The 15,395-nt window shown below is 61.4% G+C and carries 15 protein-coding genes and 1 pseudogene; 8 read left to right on the top strand and 8 right to left on the bottom strand.

Going from position 1 to position 15,395, the window contains the following annotated elements:
- Nucleotides 1–89: 89 nt before the first annotated feature.
- The 6 genes and pseudogenes from L901_RS03475 to gpmI all read left to right on the top strand — a co-directional run bounded on the left by L901_RS03475 (nucleotide 90) and on the right by gpmI (nucleotide 7,782).
- Nucleotides 90–1,205, top strand: coding sequence for an acetyl-CoA C-acyltransferase (locus tag L901_RS03475; RefSeq protein WP_059753521.1), 1,116 nt, complete (start codon nucleotides 90–92; stop codon nucleotides 1,203–1,205).
- A gap of 12 nt (nucleotides 1,206–1,217) precedes the next feature.
- Nucleotides 1,218–2,345 carry an acyl-CoA dehydrogenase family protein gene (locus L901_RS03470; RefSeq protein WP_059753519.1) on the top strand — a complete coding sequence of 376 codons (1,128 nt, stop codon included), beginning with the start codon at nucleotides 1,218–1,220 and terminating at the stop codon, nucleotides 2,343–2,345.
- 44 nt (nucleotides 2,346–2,389) lie between these two features.
- A complete protein-coding gene (locus tag L901_RS03465) occupies nucleotides 2,390–3,628 on the top strand; it encodes a 3-methyl-2-oxobutanoate dehydrogenase (2-methylpropanoyl-transferring) subunit alpha (RefSeq protein ID WP_059753516.1) in 1,239 nt (412 codons plus the stop codon).
- A 2-nt stretch (nucleotides 3,629–3,630) separates the two neighbouring features.
- On the top strand, nucleotides 3,631–4,644 hold the full coding sequence (locus tag L901_RS03460) for an alpha-ketoacid dehydrogenase subunit beta (RefSeq protein ID WP_059753514.1): 1,014 nt from the start codon (nucleotides 3,631–3,633) through the stop codon (nucleotides 4,642–4,644).
- A gap of 2 nt (nucleotides 4,645–4,646) precedes the next feature.
- Nucleotides 4,647–5,917 (top strand): annotated as a pseudogene (locus L901_RS03455) (dihydrolipoamide acetyltransferase family protein).
- 347 nt (nucleotides 5,918–6,264) lie between these two features.
- Nucleotides 6,265–7,782 (top strand): 2,3-bisphosphoglycerate-independent phosphoglycerate mutase, encoded by a 1,518-nt coding sequence (gene gpmI / locus L901_RS03450; RefSeq protein ID WP_059753512.1) that lies wholly within the window; start codon nucleotides 6,265–6,267, stop codon nucleotides 7,780–7,782.
- Nucleotides 7,783–7,855: 73 nt separating this feature from the next.
- Here gpmI and L901_RS03445 read toward each other — a convergent pair whose 3' ends face one another.
- From L901_RS03445 to L901_RS03415, 7 genes are all read right to left on the bottom strand, one after another.
- Nucleotides 7,856–8,293 (bottom strand): YeeE/YedE family protein, encoded by a 438-nt coding sequence (locus L901_RS03445; RefSeq protein WP_059753509.1) that lies wholly within the window; start codon nucleotides 8,291–8,293, stop codon nucleotides 7,856–7,858.
- Nucleotides 8,290–8,697 carry a YeeE/YedE family protein gene (locus L901_RS03440; RefSeq protein WP_059753508.1) on the bottom strand — a complete coding sequence of 136 codons (408 nt, stop codon included), beginning with the start codon at nucleotides 8,695–8,697 and terminating at the stop codon, nucleotides 8,290–8,292. Before L901_RS03440 ends, L901_RS03445 begins: the two co-directional genes overlap by 4 nt.
- Complete coding sequence (bigR, locus tag L901_RS03435) at nucleotides 8,694–9,050, bottom strand: sulfite-sensing transcriptional repressor BigR (protein WP_059753505.1); 357 nt, start codon at nucleotides 9,048–9,050, stop codon at nucleotides 8,694–8,696. The genes L901_RS03440 and bigR overlap by 4 nt, the downstream gene beginning before the upstream one ends.
- Nucleotides 9,044–10,339, bottom strand: a complete 1,296-nt coding sequence (blh, locus tag L901_RS03430; protein ID WP_059753501.1) for a bifunctional sulfur transferase/dioxygenase Blh — start codon at nucleotides 10,337–10,339, stop codon at nucleotides 9,044–9,046. Before blh ends, bigR begins: the two co-directional genes overlap by 7 nt.
- A 263-nt stretch (nucleotides 10,340–10,602) precedes the next feature.
- Nucleotides 10,603–11,088 carry a hypothetical protein gene (locus L901_RS03425; protein ID WP_059753499.1) on the bottom strand — a complete coding sequence of 162 codons (486 nt, stop codon included), beginning with the start codon at nucleotides 11,086–11,088 and terminating at the stop codon, nucleotides 10,603–10,605.
- A gap of 13 nt (nucleotides 11,089–11,101) precedes the next feature.
- Entirely contained in the window at nucleotides 11,102–11,893 is a 792-nt protein-coding gene (locus L901_RS03420) for an SDR family oxidoreductase (protein WP_059753497.1), read from the bottom strand.
- Nucleotides 11,894–11,919: 26 nt separating this feature from the next.
- A complete protein-coding gene (locus L901_RS03415) occupies nucleotides 11,920–12,747 on the bottom strand; it encodes an alpha/beta fold hydrolase (protein WP_059753495.1) in 828 nt (275 codons plus the stop codon).
- Between the two features lie 130 nt (nucleotides 12,748–12,877).
- Between L901_RS03415 and L901_RS03410 the strand changes: the two genes are divergently transcribed.
- Entirely contained in the window at nucleotides 12,878–13,864 is a 987-nt protein-coding gene (locus L901_RS03410) for a GlxA family transcriptional regulator (protein ID WP_059753697.1), read from the top strand.
- 96 nt (nucleotides 13,865–13,960) lie between these two features.
- Nucleotides 13,961–14,692 (top strand): FadR/GntR family transcriptional regulator, encoded by a 732-nt coding sequence (locus L901_RS03405; protein WP_059753493.1) that lies wholly within the window; start codon nucleotides 13,961–13,963, stop codon nucleotides 14,690–14,692.
- 27 nt (nucleotides 14,693–14,719) lie between these two features.
- Here the strand turns inward: L901_RS03405 and L901_RS03400 are convergent, their stop codons facing one another.
- Complete coding sequence (locus L901_RS03400) at nucleotides 14,720–15,355, bottom strand: LysE family translocator (RefSeq protein WP_059753490.1); 636 nt, start codon at nucleotides 15,353–15,355, stop codon at nucleotides 14,720–14,722.
- Nucleotides 15,356–15,395 lie beyond the last annotated feature (40 nt).

Raw genomic sequence — 15,395 nt, 5'->3', positions numbered from 1 at the left:
GGTCGTTCTCTCAAGCGGAGTGCGGCCAAAGGGAGGTGAATTTGGCTGTGCATGACCCTGTCGTGATCGTCGGGGCCGCCCGTACTGCTATGGGTGGGTTCCAGGGCGAATTCAAATCGGTATCGGCGCCCGATCTCGGTGCGGCGGCGATCCGCGCGGCTATTGAGCGGGCTGCGGTTCCGCCTTCTGATGTTGACGATGTGCTGATGGGCTGTGTGCTTACGGCCGGGCAAGGGCAGGCCCCGGCCAGACAGGCGGCCATTGCCGCCGGGATTCCCAACTCGGTTGGCGCAACGACCATCAACAAGATGTGCGGCTCGGGCATGAAGGCGATCATGCTGGGGCATGACCAGATTGCGGCGGGTAGCTCTTCCATCGTGCTTGCGGGCGGCATGGAAAGCATGAGCAATGCGCCCTATCTCCTGGACCGCGCCCGCAACGGCTATCGTCTCGGCCACGGCAAACTCACCGACCACATGTTTCTGGATGGCCTCGAAGACGCCTATGACAAGGGCCGGCTGATGGGTACTTTCGCTGAAGATTGTGCTGAAGCCTACCAGTTCACCCGCGCCATGCAGGATGATTTTGCGCTTGCCTCAATGGAACGGGCGCGACGCGCGATAGCGGAAGGCGCGTTCGAAGCGGAAATAGCGCCCGTCGCGGATATCTCGGTGGACGAGCAGCCGGGCAAGGCGAAGCCGGAAAAAATCCCGCAACTGAAATCCGCCTTTCGCGATGGCGGAACGGTGACGGCGGCCAATTCCAGTTCGATTTCCGATGGTGCGGCCGCTCTCGTTCTCATGCGTCGCTCCGAAGCGGAAAGGCGGGGCCTTTCACCGCTGGCGACCATTATCGGTCAGGCCTCCCATGCGGATGCACCCGCCGGATATCCAACGGCTCCCATCGGCGCGATGAAAAAGCTGTTTGAAAAAACCGGCTGGGTGGCGAAGGATGTCGATCTCTTCGAAATCAACGAGGCCTTTGCCGTGGTGGCGATGGCGGCGATGCGCGATCTCGATCTGCCGCATGACAAGGTGAATGTGCATGGCGGCGCCTGCGCGCTCGGCCATCCGATCGGCGCTTCCGGCGCGAGGATCGTCGTTACCCTGCTGGCCGCCCTGCAGCGCCACGGGCTGAAACGCGGCGTGGCCGCCGTCTGCATCGGCGGCGGTGAAGCAACCGCGCTCGGCATAGAGCGATATTAAGGGGAGGCGGCGATGATCCTGAACGAAGCCCAGCAGCAGATCAGGGACATGGCCCGCGATTTCGCCCGCGAGCGGCTCGCCCCCGGGGCTGCTTCGCGTGATCGGGAAAGCCGGTTCCCGGAAGACGAGTTGAAGGAGATGGGCGCGCTCGGCTTCCTCGGAATGCTGGTCTCAGAAGACTATGGTGGGTCGGAAACCGGTGCCGTCGCTTATGCCCTGGCGCTGGAGGAAATCGCTGCCGGCGACGGCGCCTGTTCCACCATCATGAGCGTTCACAATTCGGTCGGCTGCGTGCCGATCCTCAAATTCGGGACCGAAGACCAGAAGCAGCGGTTCCTGCCGAAACTGGCCTCCGGTGAATGGATCGGTGGTTTTGCGCTGACCGAACCACAGGCCGGTTCCGATGCCTCAAACCTCAAGACCCGCGCCCGGCGCGTCGGCGACCGCTATATTCTTGATGGGGCGAAGCAGTTCATCACCTCGGGCAAAAATGGCGATGTCGTCATCGTCTTTGCCGTCACCGATGCGGCGGCGGGCAAGAAGGGCATCAGCGCCTTCATCGTGCCGACCGATACGCCGGGTTACGAGGTCATCCGGGTCGAGGAAAAGCTCGGCCTGCATTCGTCCGATACCTGCCAGATTGCCTTTACCGACATGGCGGTTCCGGCCGAATTGCGGCTGGGCGAAGAGGGGCAGGGGTATCGCATCGCGCTTGCCAATCTGGAAGGCGGGCGCATCGGCATCGCCGCGCAGGCGGTCGGCATGGCGCAGGCCGCCTTCGAGGCGGCACGGGATTATGCGCGCGAGCGCAAGGCCTTCGGGCAGGCAATCGTGGAGCATCAGGCGGTGGCGTTTCGCCTCGCGGACATGGCGACGCGCATTGAGGCGGCGCGGCAGCTGGTGCTGCATGCGGCGGCGCTGAAGGAAGCGGGTGAGCCCTGTCTTTCGGAGGCCTCGATGGCGAAGCTCTTCGCGTCCGAAATGGCCGAGCGTGTCTGCTCGGACGCCATCCAGATTCACGGCGGTTACGGCTACATGGCGGATTATCCGGTGGAGCGGATCTATCGCGATGTGCGCATCTGCCAGATTTACGAGGGGACCAGCGATGTCCAGCGGATGGTGATCGCGCGGAACCTTTGAGAGTTGTTTCGCGGTCTGGAGGAGACCGCGACGGGAGGAGTAGAATGGATATAACCGAAACGCCACGTCTCAGCCTGCATGTTCCCGAACCTGCGGTGCGGCCCGGCGGGGAGCCGGATTTCTCCAATGTGAAAATACCCAAGGCCGGCTCCGTGCCGCGCCCGGAGGTTGACGCCGCGCCGGAAAGCATGCGCGATCTCGCCTATTCGATCATCCGCGTCCTCAACCACCAGGGCGAGGCCGTCGGGCCATGGGCAGGGCTGCTCTCGGATGAAGACTTGCTGGTGGGCCTCAAAAACATGATGCGGCTTCGGGCTTTCGATGCGCGCATGCTGATGGCGCAGCGGCAGGGCAAGACCTCCTTCTACATGCAGCATCTGGGCGAGGAGGCGGTCAGTTGCGCCTTCCGCAAGGCGCTTTCCAAAGGCGACATGAATTTCCCGACCTACCGGCAGGCCGGGCTGCTGATCGCCGATGATTATCCGCTCGTCACCATGATGAACCAGATCTATTCCAACGAACTGGATCCGCTGCATGGGCGGCAGTTGCCGGTGCTTTATTCCTCGAAGGAGCATGGTTTCTTCACCGTCTCCGGCAATCTCGCCACGCAATATGTGCAGGCGGTCGGCTGGGCGATGGCGTCGGCCATCAAGGGCGATACGAAGATCGCCGCAGCATGGATCGGTGACGGCTCGACGGCGGAGTCGGATTTTCACTCGGCGATGGTCTTTGCCTCCACCTACAAGGCTCCGGTGGTTCTCAATATCGTCAATAACCAATGGGCGATTTCCACCTTTCAGGGCATTGCGCGCGGTGGCTCCGGCACCTTTGCGGCGCGCGGGCTGGGCTTCGGCATTCCCGCACTCCGGGTCGATGGCAATGATTATCTCGCCGTTTATGCCGTGGCGCGCTGGGCGGTGGAACGGGCGCGCCGTAATCTCGGCCCGACGCTCATTGAATATGTGACCTATCGTGTCGGCGCCCATTCCACCTCCGACGACCCGAGCGCTTACCGCCCCAAGACGGAGTCCGAGGCATGGCCTCTGGGCGATCCGGTTCTGAGGCTCAAAAAACACCTCATCCTGCGTGGCGTCTGGTCGGAGGAAAGGCACCGGCAGACGGAGGCGGAAATTGCCGATGAGGTGCTTGAGGCGCAGCGCGAGGCAGAAAGCCACGGCACGCTGCATGAGGGCGGCAAACCGCCGAAAAAGGATATTTTCGAAGGCGTCTACGCCGAGATGCCGCCGCATCTTGCCCGCCAGCGCCAGAAGGCAGGGTGGTAACCATGGCAAGAATGACGATGATCGAAGCCGTCCGCAGCGCCATGGACGTGTCCATGGAGCGCAGCGACGACGTGGTGGTGTTCGGTGAGGATGTGGGTTATTTCGGCGGGGTCTTCCGCGCCACGCAGGGGCTACAGGGAAAATACGGCAAGACCCGCTGTTTCGATGCGCCGATCAGCGAATCCGGCATTGTCGGCACCGCCATCGGTATGGCCGCTTATGGCCTGCGGCCCTGTGTCGAAATCCAGTTCGCCGATTACATGTATCCCGCCTATGACCAGATCACCCAGGAGGCAGCGCGTATCCGTTATCGCTCCAATGGCGATTTCACCTGCCCGATCGTTCTTCGCATGCCGACCGGTGGCGGCATTTTCGGCGGGCAGACGCACAGTCAGAGCCCGGAAGCGCTTTTCACCCATGTCTGTGGGCTGAAGGTGGTGGTTCCTTCCAATCCCTATGATGCCAAGGGACTGCTGATCGCATCCATCGAAGACCCCGACCCGGTGATGTTTCTGGAGCCGAAGCGGCTTTATAACGGTCCCTTCGACGGGCACCATGACCGGCCGGTAACGCCCTGGTCCAAACACGAGATGGGGGAGGTGCCGGAAGGGCACTACACCATTCCCATCGGCAAGGCCGAGATACGCCGTCCCGGAAATGCTGTCACCGTCATCGCTTATGGCACCATGGTGCATGTGGCGCTGGCGGCGGCGGAAGAAACGGGTGTGGATGCCGAGATCATCGACCTTCGCAGCCTGCTGCCGCTCGATCTCGATACCATCGTGAAGTCCGTCTCCAAGACCGGCCGCTGCGTTATGGTGCATGAGGCGACGTTGACCTCCGGCTTCGGGGCCGAAGTCGTGTCTCTGGTGCAGGAACATTGTTTTTATCACCTTGAGGCCCCCGTTGTCCGCGTTGCGGGCTGGGATACGCCTTATCCCCATGCGCAGGAGTGGGACTATTTTCCGGGACCTGCCCGTGTCGGGCGCGCCCTTGTCGAAGTCATGGAGGCCTGATTATGGCGGAATTTGTTCTCACGATGCCCGATGTCGGTGAAGGTGTGGCGGAAGCCGAACTGGTGGAATGGAACGTCAAACCGGGCGATCTCGTCCATGAGGACATGGTGCTGGCCGCGGTGATGACCGACAAGGCGACGGTGGAAATCCCATCCCCGGTGGCGGGCGTCGTCACCTGGCTCGCCGTGACGGTTGGAAATACCGTGCCGGTGAAGGCGCCGCTCCTGCGCATCGAAACCGATGTCGCCGCCGTCGCTCCCAATGGCAGCGTTCCGGAAGCGGAAGCGCCGACCCAGATGACGGAAGCGCCTGCCGACATGACGGACCGCCGCCACCCGTTGAAGCCCAGCCGACGGCGCGAGACGCCGAGGAGGCGCCGCCGGCGCCCGCCGCCGAACCGCATCATAAACCGTTGGCGTCTCCCGCCGTTCGCCAGCGCGCCGACGATCTCGATATCGATCTCACCAAGGTCAAGGGAACGGGGCCGGACGGGCATATCACCCATGCCGATCTCGACGGGTTTTTAACCGTGCGGGGACGGCCGGAACGCCCCGAGCCGATAGCGCCCCACGATAGCGCTGTCGAGGAGGTGAAGGTGACCGGGCTCAGGCGCAAGATTGCCGAGAAGATGGTGCTCTCCGCCTCCCGCATTCCCCACATCACCTATGTCGAGGAAGTCGACGTGACCGATCTGGAGGATTTGCGCGCGACCATGAACGGCAATCGCCGTTCCGGGCAACCGAAGCTGACGATCCTGCCGTTTTTGATGCGCGCGCTGGTGAAAGCCGTTGCCGATCATCCCGGCATGAATGCCACCTTCGACGACGACAAAGGGGTCGTCAGCCACTATGAAGCGGTTCATATCGGCATCGCCACGCAGACGCCGTCGGGTCTCACCGTTCCGGTCGTGCGCCACACGGAAACGCTCGGTCTTTGGGAATGCGCGGACGAAGTCGCACGCGTCGCCGCAGTCGCCCGCACCGGCACGGCGCATCGGGAAGAGCTGATGGGCTCCACCATCACCATCAGTTCGCTGGGAGCCCTGGGCGGTGTGGTCTCGACACCCATCATCAATCACCCCGAAGTGGCGATCATCGGCGTCAACAAGATCATGACGCGTCCGGTCTGGGACGGGACGCGGTTTGTGCCGCGCAAGATGATGAACCTCTCATCGAGCTTCGATCACCGGGTTGTCGATGGGTGGGATGCGGCGGTCTTTATTCAGGCCATCAAGGCATTGCTGGAGAAGCCCGCGCTTATTTTCATCGAGTGAAGGCGATTCGTGCTCCCTCATCCCTGTGCTCGTCACAGGGATCCAGCCAGCCCAAGTCTTTGGGCTGAAAGGACTCTCTCCACCGCGCAGACACGCGTCGGCTGGATTCCTGTGACGAGCACAGGAATGAGGGCGTATACGTGTCATGACCGCATTTCTTAGCTCGCGTTTTCGACCTTCACGGAACTGTTTCGCTGTCGGTATAGGCTTGCGTTCGTCATCTTCGGGTATAGAAGAGAAGAATGAGAAGCATGTTTTCTCATCATGATCATAGTGGCGGAAGAGGGCGCTCCGGTGCCCGGCGGTCCGCCCTCCGCCGGCAACCGAATGAAGAAGAAGGTCCTCCCATGAGCACTCCCAAACCCGTTGTCCTGACTATTCTCGATGGCTGGGGGCTGAACGAGGACACATCCAGCAATGCGCCGGTGCTGGCGAATACGCCCACCATGGACCGGCTTTTCGCCACCTGCCCGAATGCGAGGCTCACCACTTTCGGCCCGAATGTCGGCCTGCCCACCGGGCAGATGGGCAATTCGGAAGTTGGCCACACCAATATCGGCGCCGGCCGCATCGTCGCCATGGATCTCGGCCAGATCGATCTGGCGATTGAGGACGGCAGCTTTTTCCGCAATGCGGCGATGCTTGATTTCGCCGCCACGGTGAAGGCCGCGGGTGGTGTGGCGCATCTGATGTGCGTCGTTTCCGATGGCGGCGTCCATGGCCATATCCTCCACGGTCAGGCGGCGGTGAAGCTGATGATCAGCCACGGCCTGAAGGTGGTGGTACATGCCATCACCGACGGCCGCGATGTCGCGCCGCAATCGGCTGAAGATTTTGTGGCGACGCTGGTGGCAAGCCTGCCGCAGGGGGCAAGCATCGGCACGGTAATCGGCCGCTATTATGCGATGGATCGCGACAATCGCTGGGAGCGCGTCGAGAAAGCCTATGACGCCATGGTTCTGGCGAAAGGCGAACATGCGCGCGATGCAGTGAGCGCCGTTGCACAGAGCTACGCCAATAAAGTCACGGACGAGTTCATCCTGCCGACGGTGATCGACGGCTATGATGGCTTCAAGGCAGGTGACGGCCTGTTCTGCCTGAATTTCCGCGCCGACCGTGCCCGTGAAATCCTGCTCGCCATAGGGGCGGACGATTTCGACGGTTTTTCGCGCGAAAAGCCCGTCCTTTCGGCGCTGCTCGGCATGGTGGAATATTCCACCCGGCACAATGATTTCATGACCACGGCTTATCCCAAGCGCGATATCGTCAATACGCTGGGCGCATGGGTGGCGAAGCAGGGGCTCACGCAGTTCCGCCTTGCCGAGACGGAAAAATATCCGCATGTCACCTTCTTCCTGAATGGCGGCAAGGAAGAGCCGGAAGTCGGCGAAGACCGCTTCATGCCGAAATCCCCGAAGGTTGCGACCTACGATCTGCAGCCGGAGATGAGCGCGCCGGAAGTAACGGAAAAATTCGTCGAGGCGATCGGCAAGGGTTACGATCTGATCGTCACCAATTACGCCAACCCCGATATGGTCGGTCATACCGGCGACCTTCAGGCCGCAATCAAGGCCTGTGAAGCCGTGGATCGTGGGCTTGGTGCGGTCGTTGCCGCCCTCGAAAAAGTGGGTGGCGCGATGCTTGTCATTGCCGACCACGGCAATTGCGAAACCATGGTTGACCCGGTGACCGGTGGCCCGCATACGGCGCACACCACCAATCCGGTGCCGGTGATCCTTTTCGGTGGCCCGGAAGGTGCGAAGCTGCATGACGGCATTCTCGCCGATGTCGCGCCAACCCTGCTGCAACTAATGAATGTGCCGCTGCCGCCGGAAATGACGGGCAAAAGCCTGATCGACCTCTAATCACACGCCGTCGCGCGGGAGCGTTCCAGCCCCGCGCGACTGCCCGTTCCCCGCGCGCGAACGAGTGTTTGCGTTATGGCTGCTTTGCGTAGAGGCGGTCGTGGACCAGCATGCCGGCGATCATGGCGCCGACGAAAAGAACGACCGGCATCAGCCCGAGGGCGAGAGCCGATAGTGCCGGGCCGGGGCAGAAACCGGCAAGCCCCCAACCGACGCCGAAAATGGCCGAGCCTGTTATGAGCGGCCGGTCGATACGGTTTTTTGCCGGAAGGCTGAAATCCTCTGCGAGGACCGGTGTGGCGAGACGTCGGCTGAGCAGCACACCCGGCACGGCGACCATCACGGCACCGCCAAGAACGAACATCAGGCTCGGGTCCCAATGGCCGCTCGCCACGTCGAGAAAACCGGAAACACGTGCCGGATCGACCATGCCGGAGAGCGAGAGGCCGAAGCCGAACAGGGCTCCGGCGACCAATGCCAGGACAACACGCGCCACGGCTGGATTTTTCATGACAGGGCTCCCTTTATCGTCGCGGCGCAAATGCCGGTGATCAGGAAGGTGGCGGTCGCGGCGACGGAGCGCCGGGAAAATCGCGCCAGCCCCATGATGCCATGGCCGGACGTGCAGCCGGAGCCCATGCGTGTGCCAAAACCCACCAGCAGGCCGGCAATGAGGATGAGCGGCCATGGTGAAACTATGGTGACGGCAGGCAGCCGGCCGAATGCGGCGGCGTGGATATAAGGCCCGGCCAGCAAGCCGGCGACGAAGGCGAGATCGGCAAGACGCCGCTCCCTGCCGAGCATTTTTCCCATTATCCCGCTGATGCCGGCAATGCGGCCGTTGAAAAGAAACAGCAGAATGCTGGCAAGACCGAGCAGCATGCCGCCGAAAAGAGAGGGCCAATAGGGGCTCACGGGGTCTCCTCCTCCGGCGCGCAGAATATGGTGTAAAGGGCCTCGATCAGTTGCGCCGCTTTCGCTTCGCTCAGTTGGTAGAAGATTTGCTTGGCATCGCGCCGGGTTTCGACCACACCGGCTTCCCGCAGGACGCCCAGCTGCTGGGAAAGCGTCGGCTGGCGAATATCCAGCTTCACCTCCAGCTCGCCGACGGAAAATTCCCCCTGCGCCAGCGTGCAGGCGAGCATCAGCCGCGCGGGATGGGCAAGCGTTTTCAGAAGCAGCGCGACCTCGACAGCCCGCTCCTCCATGGCGGGGAGAGGGATTTCTGCAATATGCCGGAGCTTTTCCAGCGCGTTTTCCTTTACCATATGCTGCCCTCCAGCACGTCGAGCGGGAATTTCAGGTAACGCTTGCCATTCGCTTCCGGCTCCGGCAGGCGGCCGCCGCGAATATTGACCTGCAGGGCGTGGAGAATGAGCTTCGGCATCGGCAATGTGCGATCACGCGCTTCTCTGAGGCGGATGAAGCCCTCCTCCGTCATGCCGGCAAGATGCGGATTGCTGCGTTTCTGTTCGCCGACCGTGCTTTCCCATTTAGGCGCGCGGCCGCCGGGCTGATAATCGTGGCCGGTGAAAAGCCGTGTTTCGTCGGGAAGGGCGAGAATGTCCTGGATCGACGCCCAGAGTTCCCTGGCGCTACCGCCGGGGAAATCGGCGCGCGCGGTGCCGGAATCGGGCATGAAAAGCGTATCGTGCACAAAGGCGGCATTACCGACCACATAGGTCACGGAAGCGAGCGTGTGGCCGGGCGAAAACAGCACGCGCGCTTCAAGGGAGCCGATATTGAACCTGTCGTCCGCCTCGAACAGCCGGTCCCATTGCGAGCCGTCGGTTTTGAAATCCGGCCAGTTGTATTTCTCCTGCCAGAGCTTCTGCACGCCGGTGACTTTCGCGCCGATCGCCGTCTGCGCGCCGGTCTTCTGCTTCAGATAATGGGCAGCGGAGAAATGGTCGGCATGCGGATGGGTATCGAGAATCCATTCCACCGACAGGCCCTGGCTCTCTACATAGTCCAGAATGGTGTCGGCATTCATCGTTCCGGTCGCGCCGGATTTCTCATCGAAATCATAGACCGGGTCGATAATGGCGCAGCGCCCGGTGGAGGGATCGGACACGACATATTGCACGCTCCATGTGCGCGGATCGAAGAATGCCTTGACGTACGGAACCGCCGCAGCGCGCCCGTCCAGCCAGCGGGTGGCGCCGGAAAGGTCAAAGCCATGCGCCTTGCCGAAAGCCTCGATATCGTCTCTTTCGATGCGTCCATCCAGCGCTTCCCCGAGAACATGAAGCGTGAGCGCGCGGGTGCCGCCCTTGCAATGGGCAAAAACGGGGCCTTCCGCTTCCGCCATTTTCTGCTGGAAGGCGCGGATATCGGCTTCGGTAATGGTAGGGCCGCTGACCGGGATGAAACCATAATCCATGCCCGCCGCGCTGGCGGCGCTTTTTTCCTGCGCATTGCCCGGCTGGCCGGGTTCTTCACCGTCAGGCCGGGCGTTGATGATGCTTTTATAACCCTGGGCGGAGAGCGATGGGAAATCGGCGATCATCGGCTGGCCCGCAACTGTCAGACGCTCGTTGATCTTCACGGCATTCATCGGCACCTCCTGTTGTAATAATTTAATATATATTATTATATAATGTATATTGTATGTTTGCAAGGGCGCGAACGGCCCTTGTTCCTAATGTCTCCTGCCGTATTTTCAGGAAAGGTTCGGAGGGAAATCCTAGAGGCGGGATTTCTTCGTTTTGTGACGGGTGGGGGGAGATTGCCTGTATCGGACATGCAAAAACATGCCTTGCGCCCGAAATATTGGGCACAGGGCATGTTCGCGAAAACCGGTTCGAATTCAGGCTCGCTTCAGACGGCGAGCCTGCGGCGTGTCGCCTTCCAGCCAAGACAGATGGCTGCAACAAGCAGAACCGTCTGGGCGACCACGAAGGGCGGTTCATTGCCGTTCGGCGCCAGGCTGTTGAGTGTTTCGACTTTGAGAAAAGCCTGAACGATCAACACGAACATATTGAGATAAAGGCTGATCGTGGCGGTGATCGTATAAATAATGCGCGCCCTGCCGTTCAGACCGTATCCATAAAGCGCAACCAGTGCGATAGCCAGAACGAGGGTCGAGATGATGCCGACGCCGAGTGCCGGTGTGAAATTTCCGATTGGAAACAGGAAGCCGGTAAGTGTGGTGGCGAGCGTGGTGACGAGGAAAATAGCCATCATGCGGGGCATCCACCGCCCCGCCGCATAAGCGGGCAGGGCGATCAGTCCGGTGGCAATGCCGATGAAGCTTAAGCCCACATGCAATGCCGTGAATTGGGGAATTGTCAGTCCGAGGATCATGATACGTCTCCCTCTATTCGGTTTTGGCTGCACGATACCGGCTGGCGGCAAGTGCATGCGACAGATTGGGCCTTAACGCCGCGCGCGCCGCAAGGAAATTTTCGAGATCGGCCGTATCCGGCAGGGAAGGAATGGTCAGCGCTTCGCCGAGGTCGAGGCCGGCAAGGGCCGCATCCACCATCTCGTAAACATCCATGACCATGGCGGCCGGAATGGCATCGAGCCGTTCCTCTTCCCAGATCGCCGTGCGGGTGATGCCCGGCAGGACGGCCTGAACCCGCACGCCGGAGGGCGAAAGCTGCGCCTGCAGCGCCTCGGTGAAGGCAAGCACGAAGGCTTTGGTGGCCGGGTAGACGGCGGTGAATGCCGCCGGCATCAGCGCCGTGACCGAGGTGATGTTGATGATCGTACCCTTGCCATCGGCGGCAAGGCGCGGTGCGATGGCCGCCGCAAGCCGGGTGACGGCAAGAATGTTGAGATTGATCATCGTCGTCACATAGGCCGGGTCCAGCGCTGTGATCGCGCCTTCACCGGCAATGCCGGCATTGTTGACGAGGCCGGTAATCCGCCGGTCCTCACGCAGCCGCGCCTCCACCTTTTCGAGGTCTTCCGCCCTGGAAAGATCTGCGGAGAGAACCTCGACTGCGATGTGATGATCCTTTTCCAGCTGTGCTGCCAGAGCCTTCAGCTTTTCGGCACGCCGTGCCACGAGAATGAGATCATGGCCGCGTTTTGCCAGACGTTCGGCATAGACCGCGCCGATGCCATCCGATGCGCCGGTGATGAGAAATGTATTCTGTGTCATGTCCGTGTCTCCTGTGTCTGGCGGTTTCAGGCGTTGATGAAGGCGAGAAGGTCGGTGTTGAAGCGGTCCTGATGGGTCTGTGTCAGGCCATGGTCGGCGCCCTCATAGATTTTGAGGACCGCGTGTTTGACGATTTTGACCGTGGAAAGCGCGGATGCGCCGACCGGCACGATCTGGTCGTCATCGCCGTGCAGAACCAGCGTCGGTTTGTCGAAGGCCTTCAGGTCCTGATGGAAATCGCTCTCCGAAAAGGCGCGAATGCTGTCGAGCTGACCTTTCAGGCCGCCCATCATGCCCTGCCGCCAGAATTCTTCGCGGATGCCTTCGGATATCACGGCACCTTCGCGGTTGTAGCCGTAGAAGGGAATGGTCAGGTCTTTGAAGAACTGGCTGCGATTGTCATAGGTGCCCTTGCGGATACCGTCGAAAACATCGATCGGCAGGCCGATGGCATTGCTTTCCGTCTTGAGCATCAGCGGCGGCACCGCGCCGATGAGGGCGATTTTCGCGACGCGGGCCGTGCCGTGGCGGCCGATATAGCGTGTCACCTCGCCGCCGCCGGTGGAATGGCCGACCAGAATGATGTCGTGAAGATCGAGCTGTTCGATCAGCTCGGCCAGATCGTCGGCATATTGATCCATGGTATTGTTGTGCCAGACCTGATCGGAGCGGCCGTGGCTGCGGCGGTCATGGGCGATGGTGCGGAAACCGTGATTGGCGAAGAACACCATCTGCGCATCCCATGTATCGGCGCTGAGCGGCCAGCCATGGGAAAAGATGATGGGCTGGCCGTCTTTGCGGCCCCAGTCCTTGTAGAAAATATGCGTTCCGTCTCTGGTGGTGATCGTTGTCATGGCTCTCTCTCCTGTTGCAGGGAGCTTGCTTGCGTCCCGTGGGAATAGAGATACTCTTGACGCAGCCGGGGCTGGATTGGCGCTTCTGACAGAAAACGAGCCGAAACTGACAAAACGGGGTGTGGAGCGCATGGCAGGTGTAACGGGAAGCGCACTGGAAGTGGGGCTGGTCCTCTATCGGGACTGTCAGATCGCCATGGTACATGGCATCACCGATCTTTTCGCCATCGCGTCGGTATTTTCACAGGATCGCGGCGGACCGAAATTGCGGGTCAGCCACTGGAGCATGGGCGAGGGCGGTGAGTTTTCGCGCTGTCATGACACCGAGCCCAACAGGCCGGGACATCCCGACATTTTCGTCGTACCCGGCCGGTTGACCGGGCCTGCTGAAATCGACGAGGCGGAGCCCTACGCCCGCTGGCTGCTGGATCGGCATGCGCAGGGGGCGACGCTGGCCGCCAGTTGCGGCGGCTCCTTCATCATCGCCGCGACGGGTCTTTTGTCCGGCCGCCCGGCCACCACACACTGGCTGTTTGCCGAGCGGTTCCGCGACCGTTTTCCCGATATCCGGCTGGAGATCGACAAGATCGTCATCGAGGATGGAGATATCATCACGGCTGGCGGGCTGATGGCGTGGACCGATCTTGGCCTGCGCATCGTCGACCGGCTGCTCGGGCCTTCGGTGATGATAGAGACTGGCAAATTTCTGCTGATCGATCCTTCGGGGCGTGAACAGCGCCATTATAGCAGTTTCGCCCCGAGGCTGACGCATGGCGACGAGCCGATCCTGAAGGTGCAGCACTGGTTGCAGGCCCGCGCCGGGCGGGCGACGAGCGTTACCGACATGGCCGGCCATGCCGGGCTGGAGGAGAGGACCTTCCTACGCCGCTTCAAGGCGGCCACCGGCATGAAGCCCATCGAATATGTCCAGCACCTGCGCGTCGGCAAGGCGCGCGAATTGCTGGAATTCACCCGCCGTTCGGTCGATCAGATCGCATGGTCGGTGGGTTATGAGGATGCCGCCGCCTTTCGCCGGGTGTTCCACCGCATTCTTGGCCTCTCACCGGGTGAATATAGGAGCCGCTTTTCCAGCAGTTCGGCCATCGCTGCGGCGTGAAGGCGGCCAACCGTCCCGGCGGTGCGGAGGCCCGGCCCTTGCAATGTAGCGGGTGTTTGCTAACATGCCAGACAGGTTTAAAACAGGTGGGCCGGAATGGACGTTGAGAGCAGCATGAAGCAGGGGGTATCGCTCGCGGCGAAAATCAGTTCGGCGTTGCGGCGGGATCTGTCGGAGGGTGTGTTCCGCCCCGGCGACCGTCTTCCAAGCGAAAGCGAGCTGACACGTGAATATTCCGTCAGCCGAACCGTGGTGCGCGAGGCCATCGCTATTCTGCGCGCCGATGGTCTCGTTGAAGCCCGCAAGGGCGCGGGCGTTTTTGCCGTCGAAGTAAAACCGGCCAAGGAGTTGCCCTTTAATGATCTGGCCGTGGGGCGAATTTCCTCGGTGATCGAATTGCTGGAATTGCGCACCGTTTTCGAGGTCGAATCCGCCGGGCTTGCGGCATCGCGCCGTTCCGCCGTGCAGGTGGAGGCGATTGTGGATGCGCACCGGCGCGTCGGCGATTGTCTCGCCGCCGGCCTGCCGACGCGGGACGCCGATTTCGAGTTCCATCTGGCCATTGCACAGGCGACGCAGAACAGGCGGTTTCCAGAGTTTCTTCAGCTCATTCGCTCCGGCATCATTCCCCGCGGCGAATTGCAGGGTGCGGCGCCCGGGTCGCGTCCGAAGGACTACAACCTGCATCTCCAAGAGGAGCATGCGAAGATCGTCGACGCCATCATCGAAGGGGATGCCGATGCCGCCCGTCAATATATGGCAGCGCATCTGCGCGGCAGCCTTGAGCGCTACAAGGTGCTTCTGCGCTCACGCACCGCGGTGGAGTGATCCGGAAATGGCCTATAGGCCAATGGTTTATGCAGTTGCCCGCCGATAGAAGGCCAGCGAGGCGGCGAGCGTCAGAAGCGCGCCGCCGCAAACCCGGTCGAGCCATAAGGCTCCGGATTTTCGCAACAGCCGGACGGCCTGCGAGCCGAGCAGGGCATATCCGAACATCACGATGAAATCGATGCCGGCGAAGATCAGCGCAAGCGCTGCATATTGCTGGAGCTGCGGCGCTGAGGGATCGATGAATTGCGGCAGGAAAGCCGAAAAGAACAGATATCCCTTGGGGTTGGTCACCGCCACGAGAAAGCTCTTGAGAAAAATCGAGCGGGCGGAGGCGGCACCGCTGGCGTCTGCCGATTGAGGGGCGCCATCGAGCGTGCCTCTGGAGCGCAAAAGCATGACGCCGAGAAAGGCAAGATAACACACACCCACCCATTTGACGACGCCGAACCAGAATTCGGAGGCGGCGAGCAGGGCGCCCAATCCCAGCGCAACCGCGCCGATCAGGACGAAATCCGAGAGAACAGCGCCAGCCATGCCGATCATGGCGCGGCGTATTCCGAATCTCGAGCCATTGGCAAGCGCCAGCAAAACGGTAGGGCCGGGTGTCGCAATGCCAATAAAGGCGACGACGGCAAATGCCAGAAGCGTCATGTCAGCCATATTTTCCTCACCCTGAAGGCACGGACGTCATCGGCATCGT

The organism is Agrobacterium sp. D14 (assembly GCF_001526505.1).
In the GTDB taxonomy this organism is placed as follows: Bacteria; Pseudomonadota; Alphaproteobacteria; order Rhizobiales; family Rhizobiaceae; genus Agrobacterium; species Agrobacterium leguminum.
The sequence above is the reverse complement of the archived record's forward strand: the minus strand, read 5'-3'. Positions and strand labels throughout refer to the sequence as shown.